The following is a 17,936-nucleotide window of genomic DNA, read 5'->3' as shown; positions in this document are numbered from 1 at the left end:
CCGCCATCCGCCGTTGACACCCCGTCGCGACCGGTCAGAATGTGATTGCCTTATCCTCACGTTCTTCACGTTCTTCGCGCGTCAGCACTAGGGGGCTCCACGATGACCACACTGGCCTCCGGACTCTTCATCGATTGGGAAGAGCTGACGGGGCAGTCGAAATTCGTGGTCGATCTGATCAGTTTCCCGATCTTCAGCGCGCTGGCGGGCTGGCTCACCAACTGGACCGGTGTGCTCATGCTGTTCTGGCCGGTGCAGTTCAAGGGCTTCCGGGTGCCCATGCTGCATGTGCTGTATCCCTATCTGCCGCGCCGGGTCCAGGTGCTGCCGACCTTCTCCGGAGACGGGCGCAGGCTCGGCTTCCAGGGCTTCATCCCGGCGCGGGCCGAGAAGATGGCCAGCATCTGCGTCGACAAGGCGCTGATGCGGATCGGCAGCCCGCGCGACTTCATCCACGAACTCGACCTCGACGGCATCGGCGACTACCTGGCCGAACGCGCGCGCGACCAGGTACAGCCGATCGTCGACGAGATCATGTACCGGGAGAACCCCGACCTGTGGCGTTCGCTGCCGCGGCCGGTCAAGCAGGCCGTCTACCAGCGGGTCGACCGCCAGCTGCCCGCGCTGGGCCGGCGCGCGTTCGCGAGCCTGGGCGACAACATCGACCAGCTGCTCGACGTCAAGAACTTCGTCATCCGGTACCTGGAGAAGAACCCGACCATCCTCAAGGACCTGACCACCACCATCGCGGCGCCGGAGCTGAAGTTCATGGCCAGGATCGGCCTGCTCGGCGCGCCGTTCGGCCTGATCCTGGCGCTGTACCTGCACGTGCACGCGCAGATCCCGTACTGGGGGCTGGTGCCCTCGTGGGTGATCGTGCTGCTGGCCTCGGCCGCGATCGGCGTGACCGTGAACGTCATCGCGATCAAGATGGTGTTCGAGCCCGGCGATCCGCAGCCGCGCTACAAGTACCTGTGGCGCCAGGCGCTGCTGGCCAAGCGGCAGCCGCAGGCCGCGACCGATCTGGCGCACATCCTGGCCTACCAGGTGCTGACCGTGGAGAACCTGTCCAACGAACTGCTCGAGGGCCCGAACGGCGACAAGACCCGGCAGCTGATCGAGCGGGTGGTGGCCGAGGAGATCCACCAGCAGCTGGGCCCGACCGCGTTCATGGTGCGGGCGGCGATCGGCAAGAAGGGCTACGACAACCTGGCGATCTCGGGCGCGGGCGCCGGTCTGAGCCTGGCGCCGGAGATGGTCGACGACGAGAAGTTCGTGCTCGAGCAGGCCAAGAAGATCGACGCCTTCGCCGATCGCAAGCTGCAGAAACTGACGCCGGGCGAGTTCATGGAGATGTTCTACGCGGCGGTCGAGCAGGACGCGTGGCTGCTGTATCTGCACGGCGGCGTGCTCGGTCTGGCCGTCGGCGGTATGCACCTGCTGACCTTCGGCTGGTAGCCGCGCCGCAAGAACAAGCACGCGTGCTTGCATTTTTCTGAGGGCGCTGAGATTCTTGGTGGCGAGGCGCACCCGTACCGGGTCGCGCCACGATCGGCAAGGGAACAGATGGCTGACCTCGCAGCGCTCCTCGACGACTTCGCCGCCGAATGCGCGGATCTGGAAAACCTGGTCGCACCGCTGACCTCCGCGCAGTGGCAGACCGCCACCCCCTCACCCGGCTGGGACATCACCACCCAGATCGCCCACCTGACCTGGACCGACGAAGTCTCCAAGCTGGCCGCCACCGACGGTGACACCTTCGCGAAGCTGCTGGCCGAGGCCGCGCCCAAGATGTTCACCTTCGTCGACGAGGCCGCCGAAGAGGTCGCGCAGACCCCGCCCGCCGAGCTGCTGGCGCGCTGGCGCTCGGGCCGCGCGGCCCTGATCGCCGCGCTGGCCGCCGTGCCCGCGGACACCAAGCTGCCCTGGTTCGGCCCGCCGATGAGCCCGGCGTCGATGATCTCCGCGCGGATCATGGAGACCTGGGCGCACGGCCAGGACGTCGCCGACGCGCTCGGCGTCGAGCGCACGCCCACCGCCCGGCTGCGCACCGTCGCCCACATCAGCGTCCGCACCCGCAACTACGCCTACACCGTGCACGGGGAATCCGGTCCCGCCGAGGAATTCCGGGTGGAGCTGACCGCGCCCGACGGCAGCCTGTGGACCTGGGGTCCCGAGGACGCGAAGCAGCGCGTCACCGGTCCGGCCGTCGACTTCTGCCTGGTCGCGACCCAGCGCAGGCACCGCGAAGACACCGCTCTGGTCACCGAGGGCCCCGACGCCGAACACTGGCTCGGCATCGCCCAGGCCTTCGCCGGTCCGCCCGGAGCGGGCCGCGAAGCAGGCCAGTTCGCCTGACCACACGTTTCGAACAGGCGAGCGTCAGTCTCTGAGCGCCATTCGTGCCGACTGCCCCGGACTTCGTTGGCCGGGGGCTGACCTCCGTGGCAGTCGTGAACGACGCTCGCCTGCTTCGGAGGGGTACCCCGCCTCGCGGTGTGAGAAACAACCGCGACCCCCGGGCACCCCGCTGACCCGCACTGATAGGTCAGTTGTCCAGATGTGGTCCTGATCTCACCGGCGCCGGTGCTAACAACAGCTAGCACCGGCGTACCGTGGAAATCAGCGCGTGGCTTTCAACGATGCGGGCCCCGTTCCCTCGGGTTCACCCACAGGTACAGGAAGGACCGCATCGTGACCGCTCACCGACCCGCTCAGATCGCGCGTCTGTCCGCCACCGTCATCGCCGGCGCCGCCAGCCTCTGCCTCACCGTCGCCGCGGGCGCCTACATCGTCAACCACATGCCCGAACTCGCGCCGCCGCGCGCCGACGACACCGCGGCCCCCGCCGTGCCGCCGGGCTCGGGCCACCACCGCCCCGTCTTCGCCGAGGACTCCGCGCCGCGCGCGAGCAGCGATCTCGTCGAGCTCGCGATGTCGACCGAGCGCACGGTGCCCGCCGTGACCAGGACCCCGGTGACCGCACAGCAGTCGGGTGTCGGCGCGACCCCCGACAGCTCGGCGCTGGCCGGACGGCTCAAGATCGGCACCACCTACGTCGGGGCGCAGGTCGCGCCGGCGCGTACCGACACCATCGCCTTCACGGTGGACACCAACCTGGTGACGATCGCGTCGAAATACCTTGGCCTCACCGCCGACCCCGCCGGGGTGACCGCGCTGCGGACCGAACTCGACACCCGCCGCGGTGAACTGGTCTTCGTGCTCTCCGATCCCGGCCTCGGCAGCCACACGCTGCGCGTGGAACGGGTGCAGAAGCCGGGCACCGAGCCCGCGCCGGTCGAGTCGGCGGAGGCCGGCGACGAGACCGCCGCACCGACCACACCTGCCGACGAGGCGCCGACTACCGTCGGCGTGTGAGTTCTGGCGGCACCGGGCGCGGTGCGTACGACTTCTGCGTGCTCGGCGGCGGCATCGTCGGCGTGGCGACCGCGCATCGGCTGCTGACCACCCACCCCGGCGCGAGTCTGGTGCTGGTGGACAAGGAGTCGAGCCTCGGCGCGCATCAGACCGGGCACAACAGCGGTGTCATCCACTCCGGAATCTATTACCCACCCGACAGTTTGAAGGCCCGGCTGTGCCGCGCGGGCGCGCGGTGGACCAAGGAGTTCGCCGCCGCCAACGACATTCCGTTCGAGGTCTGCGGAAAGCTGCTGGTGGCCACCGATTCCGCCGAGCACGCGCGGATGCTCGACCTCTACGAGCGCTCCGTCGCCAACGGCGTCGAGGTGGAAGCGATCGACGCGGCCGAGCTGGTGCGCCGCGAGCCGAGGATCACCGGCGTCGGCGCGCTGTTCGTGCCCGCCACCGGCATCATCGACTACGCGAAGGTGACGGCCGCGCTCGCCGATCAGGTGGTGGCCATGGGCGGGCGGATCGCGCTCGACACCGTCGTCGAGGCGATCAGCGAAACCGATTCCGCCGTCACGATTTCCGGCCCGGCCGCGACGTTCACCGCGCGCACGCTGGTGGTCTGCGCCGGCTTGCAGGCCGACCGGATGGCGCGGATGGCGGGCATCCGCACCGACTTCCGCATCGTCCCGTTCCGCGGCGAGTACTACCGGCTGCCCGCCGAGCGCGCCGAGCTGGTGCGCACGCTGATCTACCCGGTGCCCGATCCCGCGCTGCCGTTCCTCGGCGTCCACCTGAGCCCGACCATCGACGGCGAGCTGACGGTCGGGCCGAACGCGGTACTCGGGCTGGCCAGGGAGGGCTATCCCAAGGGCAGCGTGAACGTGCGGGACGCGGTCGACGTGCTGCGCTTCCCCGGCGTGCACCGGGTCGCCCGCACCCACCTGCGGACCGGGGCGCGCGAGCTGCGCAATTCGGTGTTCAAGCGGGGCTACCTCGCCGAATGCCGTCGATACTGCCCGGAACTCACGACCGCGGATCTGCTGCCGCATCGCGCGGGCATCCGCGCGCAGGCCGTGCTGCGCGACGGCACCCTGGTGCACGACTTCCTGATCGAGCGGACCCCGCGCTCGATCCACGTGCTCAACGCACCCTCACCTGCGGCGACGTCGGCGATGCCGATCGCGGAGTACCTCGTCGACCAGCTCTGAGCGGCAATCCGGCAAATAAAGAGGACATTTGTAGTAATTTTGAGCCCATCCGTGATCAGGGAGGGCCGATGGGCCACATCAGGTATGCGTGTGACGTCGGCGCACCCGTCGACGCCGCCTTCGCCTACGCCGCGAACTTCCGCTTCGTCCCGGACTGGATGTCGGGTGTCACCGGCATCGAGCCCGACGGCGAACCCGACCAGGGCCTCGGCGCCGCCTTCGTGCTGAAAGTCCGGCTGTTCGGGGTGATTCCGCTGCGCTCGACCTGCGAGATCACCGAATATCGGCGCAACGCGGTGATCGGGTATACCCTGCGTGGGCGGGTATACGGAACCGTGACACTACGGTTCGATCCGCTCGGCTACGAACGGTCGGTGCTGACCTCCGAAGCCGACTATCCACCACCACGCGGTGTGTTCGGCCGCCTGTGCCACGGCCTCGTCGACGCGGTCGCGAGATCGGCACTGCGCCGCACGGAGTCGCGGTTGCGAAGGGAGATAGAGGCATTCCACGGTACCGATCTTGTCGGCCGCATCGCCTAGGGTGGCGGTCATGATCATCGTGAGCACCGACGGGTCCTGCCTGCGCAATCCCGGTGGTGCCATCGGCTGGGCCTGGGTGAACCACCAGGGCCCGGCGGACAGCGGGGGAGCGGCGACCGGCACCAATCAGATCGCCGAGCTCCGCGCCGTACTGGAAGCCATCCTCGCCCACCCCGGCGCCGAGCCGATGCTCATCGAGAGCGATTCGCTCTACGCCATCAAATGCGCCTCCGAGTGGATCACCGGCTGGCGGCGCAACGGCTGGCGCACCTCCACCGGTGGCGCGGTGAAGAACGTCGAGATCATCAAGCAGATCGATCGGGCCATCACGACCCGCGAGGGCCCGGTGCGTTTCCGCTGGGTCCGCGGGCACGTCGGTAACTATTTCAACGAACAGGCCGACACTCTGGCAGGCGCGGCCGCCCGCGAGGCCGCCGCCCGCCCGGCGCAAGTCGCCGAACCCACCAGACCGCGGACCACGGGGAAGCCGGTCGAGCCGGCGGCGCCGTCCGGGACACTCACCCTGTTCTGAGGCGCCGACGCGACCGGAGTTGGTCCGCACGAAAACGCCTCCGGCGGCAGAGTCGCTCTGCCGCCGGAGGCGTTTGCGATTACTCGTCGATCAGTTGCCCGGCGTCGGCGCGGGCGCCTGCGGGGTCGGCACGGTCTGACCGGGGGCGGCGCCGCCGGGGACCTGGCTGCCGTTCTTGAGCAGCGGCGAATCCAGCTTGCTGACCAGCCACTTGCCGTCGTCGGACTTCTCGAGGGTCATCTCGATGGCGAACATCATCCGGTCCGGTTCGGTCTGGGTGAAGTTGGTCCGGTACTGGGTCATGGTGACCATGGCCTTGACATCCTCGGTGCTGCCCGAGATGTAGGCGCACTGCACGTCCTCGCCGCGGGACTTCACCTGGGCCTGGACCATCGCGCCCTTGAGCGCCTCGCTGGCGTCGCTGAATTCCTTCAGGTAGTCGCCGGTGGCCCCCGCCTTCATCGAGGCGATGTAGCCGTCGAGGTCCTTGGAGTAGTCGTAATTGGCGAGGATGTTGCCGTAGTCGCAGGCCGCCTTCGTCGACTCCGCGATGGCGTCGAGCTTGTCGCCCTTGTCGCTGCTCTGCAGGAAGAACACCACGGCCGCGGTGGCCGCGCCGAGAGCGACCACACCGGCCACACCGGCGGCGATCCAACCCGTCGAGCTCGATTTCCCGGCCGACGCGGGCGCCGGCGCCTGCGCTTCGGGCACGGTCGCCGCCTTCACCGTGGGGGCGTCCGTTTCGGGGGTGGCCGCGGCGCCCTTGACGGTCGCGTCGGCCTTGGCCAGATCGGGTTTGTCCGCCGCGGCAGCTTCCTTCTTGCTCTCGGCGTCGTCGCTGGTCATCGAATCAATCCTGCTCTTTCCCGGCACACATATCGCACCGATATCCTTCGTGGGCCCGTGAGCCGGACCACACGCTCTCCCCAGCGAGTATGCCCGGTCCGGTCCGCGCGGGACCGGGCCGGGCATCAACTCTCAGTTCACCGGGATGGGTGTCCGCTCGTTGGGATCGACACCAGGGGGCATCTGCGCGCCGTTGTTGGGCACGTTCGGACGCGGCGCGTTGGCCGAACCGCGGATCTGCTGATCGGCGGGCGGGTTCACGCAGTAGTTCCACTTCGGGATCGACCCGTCCTGGACTTCCTCGTTGCGGCGGTACTCGGTGGCGTAGTAGCACGTCGGCCGCGGCCAGATGTCGATGACGGTGTGGAACTCGCCGTCGTGGGCGGGCACCGCGATCGACTCCAGACCCAGCGCCAGCGACGGGAACAGCAGTCGCAGCGCGGGCTGACGCAGCTGCGCCGCCCTGGTGATGGCGACGAAGTTGGCCGCCAGACCGGTGATCGGATCGGCCGTCTTGTCCAGCACCGCGCCGAGCGCCTCGAACTGCGCGGGAGCGTTGTCCAGCACGCTCTGCAGTTCGGCGTTGGCGTTGTTGAACTGGGTCAGCAGCGCGCCCGAGTTGCTGGTCAGGGTCTGCAGATCCGGCTGCGCGTGCGAGGTGGTCTCGGCGATCACTCGCAGGTTCGCGATGAGGTTCACCGTCTGCGGCAGCAGGTTGTCCAGACCCGCCACCACCAGGCTGACGCCGTTGATCAGGCCACGCAGCTGATCCGGGCCTGCACCGAGCGCGGTGTCGAGCTCGGACAGGATCGTCTTGAACTGCTGCGGGTTGACCTGGGCGATCAGCGCGCTGGTGTCGTCGAGCACCGCCCACACCGGGGTGGGGGTCTTGATCTGCTCGGGGTTGTACTTGATCACCGCGCCGTCGCCGAGGAACGGGCCGACATCGCTCTTCGGACGGAAGTCGATGTACTGCTCGCCCGCCGCCGACAGGGCCGCCACCTGGATCATGGTGTCGACCGGGATCTTGTAGCTCTTGTCGATCTGCGCCTTGGCGGCGATCGACTGTCCCTGGTCGATCAGCTCGACCGAGGTGACCTTGCCGATCCGGTGCCCGCGCAGGGTCACGTCGTTGCCCGGCTGCAGACCACCCGACCGGTCCAGGTTGACCGTCACCGCGTACTCCGAGCGCAGCGGGTTCACCCGCATGACGTTGACCAGCAGGTAGGTGGCACCGACGATCAGCACCACGACCAGCGCGGCGTTGGCCAGCAGGATCTTGTTACCGAAGAACTTCTTCGCCTTGCTCATCGGTGGCCTCCCACTCGGCCCTGAACGATCTGCAGCACCTGGATGAAGGAGCCGACGAAGTCGTTCACGTCCTTCAGATCGGGGAACTTGCTGTTGGCCGGATCGGTGAGCAACCCGATGTCGAGGTTGGTCAGCGTCGCGTACGGCGCCAGCGACTTGCCCTGGAACGTGGCGTTCGCGCCGGGCCGGATCGCGTGCAGCTGATCCAGCACGTACCCGAAGTTGTCGCCGGAGGCCGCCAGCGCGGTCATCAGGTTGTCCAGGTTGGTGAGCAGCTCGGAGAGCTGATCGCCGGTGGTGTTGGAGTAGTCGCCGAGCGCGGCGCTGGCCGTGGCGACCTTGGTGAGCAGGTCACCGATCGCCTTGTTGTTCTCGGCGATGGCGCCGATGGCCTGCGGCAGGGTGTCGGCCACCTGACCCAGCTGGGTCTTGTTGTTCTCGATGGTGTTGGCGAGGGTGTTGAACTCGGTCAGCACCGTGTCGACCTTGGCGCTGTTGTTGTTCAGTTCGCCGATGACACCGGTCATCTCGGTGATCAGGTGCGACAGGTTGCCGCCCTGCCCGTTGAGGATCGAGCCGAGTTCGGTGCCGAGCCGGCTGAGGCTGGCCACGCCACCGCCGTTGAACAGCATCGACACCGAGATCAGCAGCTCTTCCACGGTGGCGCCCGCGGAGGTGTACTCGCGGGTGAGTGTGGCGCCGTCCTGCAGCGGCGGGCCCGTGGGGGCGCCGTTCTTCGGCTTGGACAGCGCGATGAAGACGTCACCGAGCGGAGTCGCCTGACGCAGCTCGGCCGTGCTGCCCTGGGGCAGCACGATGTCCTTGCTGATCTGCATGTCGATCTTGGCTTGGAAGTTCTTGGTGGAGATGCCGGAGACCACCCCGACATCGGAACCACCGATCTTCACCTTCGCCTGATCGGGCAGGTTCAGCGCGTTGTCGAACTCCGCGTGGATCGTGTAGGTGTCGCCTTCGGCGCCCGGCTTGGGCAGCGGCAGATCCTCCACGGTGAATCCACACCCGGAGGTGATCGCCACGGTGGCCGTCGCGGCCGCGGCGACCAGCGCGCGGCGGGCTTTCATCGTCATACGTAGGGTCATTTCGTCAGTCCGAGCAGTGCGGCGGTGAGCCCGTAGTCCGGGCCGAAGTCCTGCATGTTCCCGGAGCGGCAGCCATCGGACTTCATCTGGACCCGCTCGCAGAAGACGCTGACGATCTCGCCCGAGAGGGCGGTACCGATCAGGCCGTGCAGGCGGACGAAGCGGCCTTCCTTGTTCATCGCGCCGTCGATGTTCTGCATCAGCAGCGGCACGATGTCGACGATCTCGACCATCGCGCCCGAGTTGGCGCGCAGCTGGTTGGTGACGTTGGTCAGACCGGTCAGCGAGGTCGACAGTTCGTCGGCGTGCTCGCCGAACATCGTGGAGGTGTTGGCCAGGAACGCGTTCAGCTGATCCAGGGTGGCTTGCAGGCCGGGGGCCTGTTCGGCCAGCAGGCCCGACATGGCGGTGACCCGGTTGCTGAAGTCGCGTACCGACTGGTCGTTGTCGGCCAGCATCGTCGTCAGCTCGTTGAGCTTGATGATGATGTTGGAGATGGCGTCCTTGTTGTCGACACCGATCTTCAGCGCGCTCGACAGGGCGTCGAGGGTTTCGCGGATCTTCTGGCCGTTGCCGTTGAGGACCGGGTAGAGCACGCGACCCGAGAGCGGGCCGAGCCCTTCCTGACCGGGCTCGGGCTTGAGCGAGGCGGAGAACTGGTCGATGGTCTTGATCATCGTGTCCAGCTCGACCGGGGTCCTGGTGCGCGCCTTGGGCAGGTGCTCACCGGACTTCATCGACTCACCACCGGTGAAGGGCGGGGTGATCTCGATGTGGCGGTCGGTCACGATCGAGGGGGAGATGATCGCTGCGATCGCTTCCTTGGGGATCTTCACCCCGCCGTCGATGGTCATGTGGACCTCGACGTAGGTGCCCTTGGGAATGATCTTGTCGACCTTGCCGACCGCCAGGCCCAGGACCATGACGTCGTTGCCCTCGTACATGCCCGCGATGTTCTCGAAGTCGGCCGTGATCTTGGTCGACATGCCGAGCGCGTCGTTCACCTGATTGGGCAGCAGCGAGCAGCTGCCCAGGGTCAAGGCGGTGGCGCCGATCATGAGCGATCGGGCCAGCGTCTTGCCGCCGCGGAATCTCGAGGTCAGTTTCATCCTGCGCACCCCTGAATCACCTGAACGAAGCACAGCCAGTTGTCGGGGAACAGCCACGGCAGCGAGACGTCGCCGTAGTTGCCGTTGCCGAGCGCGTTGTTGAAGTAGCGCGCGGTCGGCTGCCCGATCTGCAGCAGCCGGTCGAGGTTGTCCTTGTTCTTCTGCAGACCCTCGGCCATGGTGTTGAGCTGACCGATGGTGCCGCCGAACTGGTTACCGTTCTCGGCGCCGATCTCCTCCAGCTGACGAGTCAGCGTGGCGATGTTGTCGAGCAACTGGCGCAGCAGGTTCTGCCGCTCCATCACCCGGTTGGCGATGGCCTCGCCCTGGGTGATGACCAGCAGGATCGAGTTGCGGTTGTCGGCCAGCAGCTGGGTGACCCGGTTCAGGTCCTTCAGCAGGCTGTCGACCTCGCTCTTGCGCCGGTCGACGACCTTGGCCAGGGCGCCGACGCTGTCGATCGCCTGGGCGACGAGCTGCGGCGAGTCACCGAGCTGGCTGTTGATCGTGTTGAGCGACGCGGCCAGCTTCTTGGTGTCGAGTTCCTCGAACTTGGGCGTGCCGACCTGCACGACATCGGCGATGTTGTACGGCACGTCGGTGTTGGAGCGCGGGATGGTCTTGTTCTTCAGACCCGATCCGTCGCCCGGCTGCAGGTCGACGTAGCGCGCGCCGAGCAGCGTGGCCATCTTGATCGCGGCGTGCGCGTCGGGGCCGAACTTCAGCGACTTGTCGACATCGAGGGTGATCACCACGTGATCGCCCTCGATCTTCGCGCCGGTGACCGTGCCGACCTGCACACCCGAGACCGCGACCTTGTCGCCGGTCTTGATGCCGGCGGCCTGCACGAACTCCGCTTCGATCGACTGCCTGCCGATCCCGATGAACTGGTAGACCGTCGAACCGACCAGCAGCAGCACGATGACCAGCGAGCCGATCACACCGAGCCAGAAGTTGCGGTTGCCCAGGAAGGTCTTCTTGAGCTTGCTCATCTGCAGACCTCCGAGTGGGCGGTGCCACCGATCTGGCTGAACAGACCGCGCGGGAAGAGCACCCCGTAGAGCGAGACGTCGAGGCTGCACAGGTAGGCGTTGGCGTGCGTGCCCTCGGAGGTCATCCGGCCCAGGTCGGCGAGCATCGACGGCATGTCGATCGCGGCCTGGTCGAGCTTGGCGCCGTTGGCCAGCAGCAGGTTCAGCGCCGCGGTGGTCGAGTTCTGCGCCGCCGACAGCTTCGGCTGGATCTTGCCGACCATGCCGACCAGCGAGGTCGTCGCGTCGGCCAGGGTGGCCGTGGACGCCTGCAGCGACTGACCCTGTTCGTAGAGCCCGCCGATCAGCGCCCGGGTCTGGGTCACCAGGGTCTCCAATTCATCCCCTCGCTTGGCCAACCCGGCCATCACGCCGGACAGGTTGGTGATCACGTCGGAGAGAATCGCGTCCCGACGCTGGAAATCCGTGGCCAGCTGCGCGGCCTGGACGATGAAGGACGACAGCGAGACACCGTCCCCCTGCAGCGCCTGGATCAGCGTCTCCGACATGGCGTTGACCTCGGCCGGCTCCAGCGCCTGGAACAGCGGCTGGAAACCGTTGAGCAACGCGGAGATGTCGAACGAGGGCTCGGTGCGGTCGATCGGGATGACCGAACCGCTCTTCAGCTCCTGCGGGCTCGGCGCCGAGCCCGGGGTCAGCGCGACGTAGCGCTGGCCGATCAGGTTCTGGTAGCGGACAAGGGCTTTGGTGTCGTCGAAGACCGTCTGGTCGCTCTGCACGATGAACGACACCTTGGCGTCGTTCTTGCCGTCGAGCTCGATCTTCTCGACCTTGCCGACGCGCACGCCCGCCATGCGGACGTCGTCGCCGGGGCGCAGGCCCAGGACATCGGTGAAGATCGCGGTGTACTTGCGGGTGTCTCCGTCGACCGTGCGGGCGAGCGTATTCCACACGACCACGATGACCAGCATGGAAACGATCGCGAAGATACTGAACCCGATCAGTGGCTTGCGGATGCTCATGCGCCACCCCCGTTTTCGGACACTTGCAGGGTTCCGCCCTTCAGAATCGGACCGAGCAGCAGGAATTCGGATGCCGTCGGCTTACGCCCCAGCAGTTGAGTCATCGCCGCTTCGCCCTGGTAGGAGATCGGCTTGGCGGCCGGGGCCACCGCGGGCTGCGGTGCGTCGGCCGGGGCAGCGGGACCGGCGGCGGGCGCGGGGGCGCCACCGCCGAGCAGACCCGGCAGGCCCGGGATCTGGATCGACGGCACCAGGCCCTCGAGCGGCGTCCCGGCGAACGGCTTGACCTCGGTGCCGTTGGCGGTCTGCATCGGCGCGAGGCCCGGCGTGGTGAGGCCGGGGATGGCGGGCATGCCGGGGATCGCGACCAGCGGCGGCAGGCCGGCGGCCGACGCGAGCGCCTTCGGGCGCACGCTCTCCGGCATCGGCGGCAGGCTGACCGTGGCGGGCGCGGTGAAGCAGCTCGGGCCGAGCAGTTCGCCGTAGCGCGGGCAGTCGGCGACGGTGTTCGGCTTGTACGGGGTGAACGTCAGGCCCGCGTTCCAGACCATCTGCTTGGACGGGCCACCGTGCATGGTGGTGTTCAGCGCCGCCAGCGACGGGCCGAAGACCTCGAAGGTCTTGGTGATCGAGCTCGGATCGGCGGCCAGCGCGCCCAGGGTCGCGTTCATCCCGACGGTGACCTCCTTGCCGACATCGGGGTTGGTCGCGAACAGGTCGTTCACCTGGTCGGTGGTGGCGCTCGCACCGGCCAGCAGCGCGATCAGCTGATCCCGCTTGGTGGCGATGGTGTTGGCGGTCTGCACCGAGCTGCCGAGCACGTCGAGCAGTTCCGGCGCCGACTGGTTGAGCGCGTGCGCCGAGGCCGCGAAGTTGTCGAGCATGCCGCCCAGGTTCGGGCCGGCGTCGGCGACGGTGGTGAGCCAGTGGTCGAGGCGCTGGATGGTGGAGCCGGGGACCCGGCCGCTGCCGTCGAGCGCCTGGGTCAGGGTGCCGAGCACCCGGCCCAGCTGCACCGGGTCGACCTCGTCGAGGATGTCGCGCACCGTGGTGAGCGTGTCCTGCAGCGCGATCGTGCCCTGGCTGGTGTCCTCGGGGATCTGCGAACCCTCGTGCAGGTACTGATCGGACGCGCCGTTGAAGACCAGCTCGACCGAGGTGACGGCGAACAGGTTGCTCGGCACGACGCGAGCGGTGACGTTGGACGGGATGTCGCCGGCGAACTCGGGCTTGAGCTCGATGTTCACCTTCTGGGTGGCGCCCTTGTCGGTGATCTCGACGTCCTTGACGGCGCCGACGAGCACGCCGCGGAACTTCACGTCGGCGTCCGAGGGGAGGCCGTCACCGGTGGTCGTCAGGTTGGCGGCCACGTTGACCTTGGGCACGAAGTAGCCCTGGTACCTCGCCATCAGGAACCCGAGGATCACCGCGAAGACGATGACGCCACAGGTACCGGCGATGTACAGCTGTTTCATCGTGGGACCGCGCCCACTGGGATCGATGATCATCGCGCGCCTACCCCGAGATCCGGATTCCGGGGTTGACGCCCCAGATCGCCAAAGTCATGAACAGGTCGGCGAACACGACCAGGATGATGCACATCTTGATCGCGCGGCCGGCCGCGACGCCGACGCCCTCGGGACCACCCGAGGCGAAGAAGCCGTAGTAGCACTGGATGAACGTCGTGATCATGACGAACACGACCGCCTTGAGCAGCGAGTACAGCACGTCGGTCGGTACCAGGAATTGGTAGAAGTAGTGCGAGTAGGTACCGGCCGCGGTGCCACCTATCAGCTGGACCGTGATCGAGCAGGAGACGTAGGCCATCACCAGGCCGATGCAGTACAGCGGCACGATCGCGATGACCGCGGCCATCATCCGGGTGCTGACCAGATAGGGCAGCGGCCGGATGGCGATCGAGTCGAGCGCGTCGATCTCCTCGGAGATGCGCATGGCGCCGAGCTGGGCGGTGAATCGACAGCCCGCCTGCGCCGCGAACGCCAGCGCCGCCAGCAGCGGGCCGAGCTCGCGGGTGGTGGCGAAGGCCGAGATGGCACCGGTGATCGGGCTCAGGCCGAGCAGGTTCAGCGAGGTGTGACCCTGGATGGCGACCGTCATGCCGCCGAAGGCGCTGATGATCAGAATGACGCCGATGGTGCCACCACCGACGACGATGTTGCCGTTACCCCAGGTGACGTCGGAGAGCAGCCGCCAGACTTCCTTCGGGTACTGCTTGAAGGCCAGCGGAATCGAGCCGACGGAACGCAGGAAGAAGAAGACCTGGTGACCGAGCCGCGCGAGCAGGTCGACGGGCGCCTTGCCGACCGCCTTGAGCTGGCGCAGCGGCCGCAGCAGCGGGGGTACATACGTTGATGACATGGCTCAGACCACCTGTGGGGGGAAGACTGCGGCGTAGATCTGGGTGATCGCCACGTTGACACCGAGCAGCATCACCATGGAGCTGACCACCGCCGAGTTCACCGCGTTGGCGACGCCACCGGGGCCGCCGCGGGCGTTCAGGCCGGAGTCGCAGGCGATGATCGCGGCGATGATGCCGAAGATCACCGACTTGAGCAGCGCCACCGCGAGGTCGCGGGTGACCGCGAACGAGGCGAAGGTGCTCATGTAGGAGCCGGGGGTACCCGCCTGGGCGAAGATGTTGAACATGTAGCCGGTGATGAAGCCGACGAAGACGACGAAGCCGCAGAGCAGGAAGCTGACGATCATCGCGGCGCCGAGCCGGGGGGCGACCAGCCTGCGCAGCGGATCGACGCCCATCACCTTCATGGCGTCGATCTCTTCACGGATGGTGCGCGAGCCGAGGTCGGCGCAGACCGCCGAACCGACCGCGCCGGCGATCATGATCGAGGTGACCAGTGGCGCGCCCTGCTGGATGATGCCGAGGCCGTTCGCCGCGCCGATGAACGAGGTCGCGCCGACCTGACCGGCGACCGCGCCGACCTGGATGGAGACGATCACCGCGATCGGGATGGCGACGAGCAGGGTGGGCGCCGCGGCCACGTTGGCCATGAAGGCGCATTGCCGGACGAACTCGTCGAAGGGGAAGCGGCGACGGAAGATCGCGACGATCAACTCCGTGATCGCTTCGAAACCCATCGTGATCTGTCGACCGAAGGTCTCGAGTGACTTCTTCGGATGGTCGTCCCAAAGGCCCTTGGTCCGGTCGACAGCTTCGCTGACTCGTGAACGGGCGGGTGGACTCTCGGTCGACTGCACTGCTTTTACCCCTCTCGACGCCAGGTCATCAACACCCCGACGACTTGTTTGCTTGACGCACCTTACTACGGAGTAGCGCAGAACACACCACCGACATGTGAGCGCCGTCATAGACAGAGGTCACCGTCACGAACAGCTATGAGTCCTGCCATGTCGGACCATACAGCCCACAATTGTGGCGGTATCGACGATTGCGTCGGATGTCGTTTTCCGCGCGGATTCCCAGCACTGGCGGCTGCGCCGAATAAATATTGCGGAAAACTGTCATTCATAACGAACCCCCCGACCGAATACTCCGGCAGATCACAGACCGATGGCATAACTGGACAATTGATCATTCCATTGATAGATATTCGCTATCGCGCAGAAGTGCCCGGCGGGCGGGGCGCGCCCGGGACGGAATACAGGCACGATAGGCAGAGCGAATTGATATCGTGCGGGCTTCCGACGTCTGGAGGGACATGTTCACCACACTCGCCAAGGTGGCCAACGCCGCCTTCGCCGTCGCCCTCGGTGCAGCACTGCTCGGCACCGGCGCGGGCGCTTCGCAGGCTCAACCCGGCCCACCGGTGATCGGCGGCGGCTCCGGAATCGTCATCGACAGCATGTTCGAGTGCACCGTCACCACGGTCGGCTACGACGGTGCGGGCAGACTCGTCGGACTGACCGCGGGCCACTGCGGCGACGCGGGCGCGAGCGTCACAGCCGAGGTGGACCGTGGCTACGGCGAGATCGGCCGGTTCGCCTACAGCAACTCCGATCTCGACTACGCGATCATCGAGTTCACGCCGGGGCGGATCATCCCGGTCAACCGGATCGGCAACGTCACCATCACCGGCATCGGCGGGCCGGCCCAGTTCCCGACGATCGTCTGCAAGGAAGGCCGGACCACCGGCAACACCTGCGGCATCACCTGGGGTGACGTCTTCCAGACCAATACCGAGACCTGGGCCCAGATGTGTGTGATCGAAGGCGATTCCGGTGCGCCGGTGGTCGTCGGCTCGACCCTGGTGGGCATGGTGAACGCCTACCTGGCCGTGGCCTGCTTCGGCCCCGAGGTCGGCACGAACATGAGCGCGATCATGAACGACGTCAACGGCCGCGGCGGCGTCGGCGCGGGATTCCATCCCATCTAGCCCGCCGTTCGGATCGCCGGAAGCTCTGCGGGTCGCGTGGATTCACCTCCACGCGGCCCGCTTCATTTCTGTCCGAGGGGCGCCAGCGCCGGACCGTCGGCGCCCGCGCAGTGCGGCAGGCAATCGACCCGGTCGGGTTCCGGCGCGCGCCGCGGGACCCGCAGCAGCACCCCGGCCACGACCGCCCCGACCAGCAGCAGCGCCGCGCACCAGCGCATCGCGGTGTCGAAGCCGGCGGCGAAGGCGACCGGATCGTCGAAGGCGCCGGCCAGGCCCGCCAGCCCGGGCAGCGCGGCGACGGCCAGCAGCTGCGCCGTCCTGGCGACGGCGTTGTTGACCCCGGAGGCGATGCCCGCGTCGGCGGTCGGCACCGCGGCCAGCACCGCGCCGGTCAGCGGCGCGACCATGATCGAGAGCCCGAGCCCGAAGACCAGCACGCCGGGCAGGACATCGGTGAGATAGTTCGCGTCGGCCCCGACCCGTTGCAGCGCGAAGACCCCGCCCGCGGCCAGCAGCGGACCCGCGGTCATCGGGATCCGCGGCCCGTGCCGTTGCGCCCAGCGCCCGGCGGGGGCCGACAGCACCAGCATCAGCACCGTCACCGGCAGACTCGCCGCGCCCGAGGCCATCGGCGAATACCCGGAGACCAGTTGCAGCTGTAGGACCAGCAGGAAGAAGACGCCGCCCAGCGCGGCGTAGACGAAGAACGTCACCAGATTCGCGACGGTGAACACGCGCGAGCCGAACAGCGAGGGCGGGACCAGCGGATTCGGGCTGCGCAGCTCGACGACCACGAACAGCGCCAGCGCGACCAGCCCGACCCCGATCAGCACCGGAAGCGCCTCGATCAGCCCGAGCGTGAGCGCCCCGAGCGCGATGGCGACGATCACCGCGCCCGGCACGTCGATCCGCGACGGCGCGTCCGGATCCCGGCTCTCCGGCACGAACCGGATCGCCACCACCGCCACGACCAGCGCCAGCGGCACATTGAGCAGGAAGATCGCGCGCCAGCCGACCAGATCGATGAGCCCGCCGCCGAGCAGCGGCCCGAACGCGCCCGCCACGCCGCCGAAACCGGACCACAGGCCGATCGCGCTGCCCTGATCCTCGTGATCGATCGACGCCGAGATCAGCGCGAGGCTGCCCGGGGTGAGCAGCGCGCCCGCCAGGCCCTGCAGCAATCGGGCCACGACCAGCAGCTCGATATTCATCGCGACCGCGCACAGCAGCGAGGTGACCGCGAATCCGGCCACCCCCCAGACGAACACGCGCTTGCGGCCGAGCCGGTCGCCCAGCGACCCGCCGAGCAGGATGAACGAGGCCAGGGTGAGCGTGTAGCCGTTGACCGTCCACTGCAGACCCGCGACATCGGTGTGCAGCGACTCGCCGATGCGCGGCAGCGCGACCGCGACCACGGTGGCGTCCAGCGACGCCATCGAGGAGCCCAGGATGGTGGCGAGCAGGATCCACCGCCCCGTGGCCGAATTCAGCCGAACCGTCTGGGTCGGGGGCACCTCACCAAACTAGCG

Annotated in this window: 17 protein-coding genes; 7 read left to right on the top strand and 10 right to left on the bottom strand. The window is 67.7% G+C overall.

All coding sequences use genetic code 11. The features are described 5' to 3' along the window. Nucleotides 1-102 precede the first annotated feature (102 nt). The 6 genes from ACFVW6_RS00515 (at nucleotide 103) to ACFVW6_RS00490 (ending at nucleotide 5,654) form a co-directional block, all read left to right on the top strand. Nucleotides 103-1,458 (top strand): hypothetical protein, encoded by a 1,356-nt coding sequence (locus tag ACFVW6_RS00515; RefSeq protein ID WP_378824443.1) that lies wholly within the window; start codon nucleotides 103-105, stop codon nucleotides 1,456-1,458. Between the two features lie 108 nt (nucleotides 1,459-1,566). Continuing rightward, nucleotides 1,567-2,358 (top strand): TIGR03084 family metal-binding protein, encoded by a 792-nt coding sequence (locus tag ACFVW6_RS00510; protein ID WP_378824446.1) that lies wholly within the window; start codon nucleotides 1,567-1,569, stop codon nucleotides 2,356-2,358. Between the two features lie 336 nt (nucleotides 2,359-2,694). Then, entirely contained in the window at nucleotides 2,695-3,378 is a 684-nt protein-coding gene (locus tag ACFVW6_RS00505; protein ID WP_378824448.1) for a hypothetical protein, read from the top strand. After that, nucleotides 3,375-4,580 (top strand): L-2-hydroxyglutarate oxidase, encoded by a 1,206-nt coding sequence (gene lhgO, locus ACFVW6_RS00500; RefSeq protein ID WP_357341922.1) that lies wholly within the window; start codon nucleotides 3,375-3,377, stop codon nucleotides 4,578-4,580. The genes ACFVW6_RS00505 and lhgO overlap by 4 nt, the downstream gene beginning before the upstream one ends. A 68-nt stretch (nucleotides 4,581-4,648) precedes the next feature. Further along, a complete protein-coding gene (locus ACFVW6_RS00495) occupies nucleotides 4,649-5,122 on the top strand; it encodes an SRPBCC family protein (RefSeq protein WP_355275258.1) in 474 nt (157 codons plus the stop codon). A 10-nt stretch (nucleotides 5,123-5,132) separates the two neighbouring features. Beyond that, nucleotides 5,133-5,654 (top strand): ribonuclease H, encoded by a 522-nt coding sequence (locus ACFVW6_RS00490; protein ID WP_355275260.1) that lies wholly within the window; start codon nucleotides 5,133-5,135, stop codon nucleotides 5,652-5,654. A 90-nt stretch (nucleotides 5,655-5,744) separates the two neighbouring features. On the opposite strand, the gene ACFVW6_RS00485 is transcribed toward ACFVW6_RS00490, so the two are convergent. The 9 genes from ACFVW6_RS00485 to ACFVW6_RS00445 form a co-directional block, all read right to left on the bottom strand. Continuing rightward, nucleotides 5,745-6,500 carry a hypothetical protein gene (locus tag ACFVW6_RS00485; protein WP_355275262.1) on the bottom strand — a complete coding sequence of 252 codons (756 nt, stop codon included), beginning with the start codon at nucleotides 6,498-6,500 and terminating at the stop codon, nucleotides 5,745-5,747. Between the two features lie 132 nt (nucleotides 6,501-6,632). Beyond that, nucleotides 6,633-7,811: an MlaD family protein gene (locus ACFVW6_RS00480; RefSeq protein ID WP_355275263.1), complete on the bottom strand. Its 1,179-nt coding sequence runs from the start codon at nucleotides 7,809-7,811 to the stop codon at nucleotides 6,633-6,635. Continuing rightward, nucleotides 7,808-8,899 (bottom strand): MCE family protein, encoded by a 1,092-nt coding sequence (locus ACFVW6_RS00475; RefSeq protein WP_378824457.1) that lies wholly within the window; start codon nucleotides 8,897-8,899, stop codon nucleotides 7,808-7,810. Before ACFVW6_RS00475 ends, ACFVW6_RS00480 begins: the two co-directional genes overlap by 4 nt. A gap of 8 nt (nucleotides 8,900-8,907) precedes the next feature. After that, nucleotides 8,908-10,020 (bottom strand): MCE family protein, encoded by a 1,113-nt coding sequence (locus ACFVW6_RS00470; protein ID WP_378824460.1) that lies wholly within the window; start codon nucleotides 10,018-10,020, stop codon nucleotides 8,908-8,910. Then, nucleotides 10,017-11,012: an MCE family protein gene (locus ACFVW6_RS00465; protein WP_365009262.1), complete on the bottom strand. Its 996-nt coding sequence runs from the start codon at nucleotides 11,010-11,012 to the stop codon at nucleotides 10,017-10,019. Before ACFVW6_RS00465 ends, ACFVW6_RS00470 begins: the two co-directional genes overlap by 4 nt. After that, on the bottom strand, nucleotides 11,009-12,034 hold the full coding sequence (locus ACFVW6_RS00460) for an MCE family protein (RefSeq protein WP_378824462.1): 1,026 nt from the start codon (nucleotides 12,032-12,034) through the stop codon (nucleotides 11,009-11,011). Before ACFVW6_RS00460 ends, ACFVW6_RS00465 begins: the two co-directional genes overlap by 4 nt. Continuing rightward, nucleotides 12,031-13,509, bottom strand: a complete 1,479-nt coding sequence (locus ACFVW6_RS00455) for an MlaD family protein (RefSeq protein WP_378824464.1) — start codon at nucleotides 13,507-13,509, stop codon at nucleotides 12,031-12,033. Before ACFVW6_RS00455 ends, ACFVW6_RS00460 begins: the two co-directional genes overlap by 4 nt. A gap of 40 nt (nucleotides 13,510-13,549) precedes the next feature. Then, nucleotides 13,550-14,413, bottom strand: a complete 864-nt coding sequence (locus ACFVW6_RS00450) for an ABC transporter permease (protein WP_218722236.1) — start codon at nucleotides 14,411-14,413, stop codon at nucleotides 13,550-13,552. Nucleotides 14,414-14,416: 3 nt separating this feature from the next. Further along, nucleotides 14,417-15,271, bottom strand: a complete 855-nt coding sequence (locus tag ACFVW6_RS00445) for an ABC transporter permease (RefSeq protein WP_355275277.1) — start codon at nucleotides 15,269-15,271, stop codon at nucleotides 14,417-14,419. 461 nt (nucleotides 15,272-15,732) lie between these two features. On the opposite strand from ACFVW6_RS00445, the gene ACFVW6_RS00440 reads away from it, so the two are divergent. Then, nucleotides 15,733-16,407, top strand: a complete 675-nt coding sequence (locus ACFVW6_RS00440; RefSeq protein ID WP_378824468.1) for a serine protease — start codon at nucleotides 15,733-15,735, stop codon at nucleotides 16,405-16,407. 62 nt (nucleotides 16,408-16,469) lie between these two features. Here ACFVW6_RS00440 and ACFVW6_RS00435 read toward each other — a convergent pair whose 3' ends face one another. Further along, nucleotides 16,470-17,921, bottom strand: a complete 1,452-nt coding sequence (locus tag ACFVW6_RS00435) for an MFS transporter (protein ID WP_378824471.1) — start codon at nucleotides 17,919-17,921, stop codon at nucleotides 16,470-16,472. Nucleotides 17,922-17,936: the final 15 nt, after the last annotated feature.

It is taken from the genome of Nocardia sp. NPDC058244, assembly GCF_042882065.1.
GTDB lineage: Bacteria > Actinomycetota > Actinomycetes > Mycobacteriales > Mycobacteriaceae > Nocardia.
The sequence above is the reverse complement of the archived record's forward strand: the minus strand, read 5'-3'. Positions and strand labels throughout refer to the sequence as shown.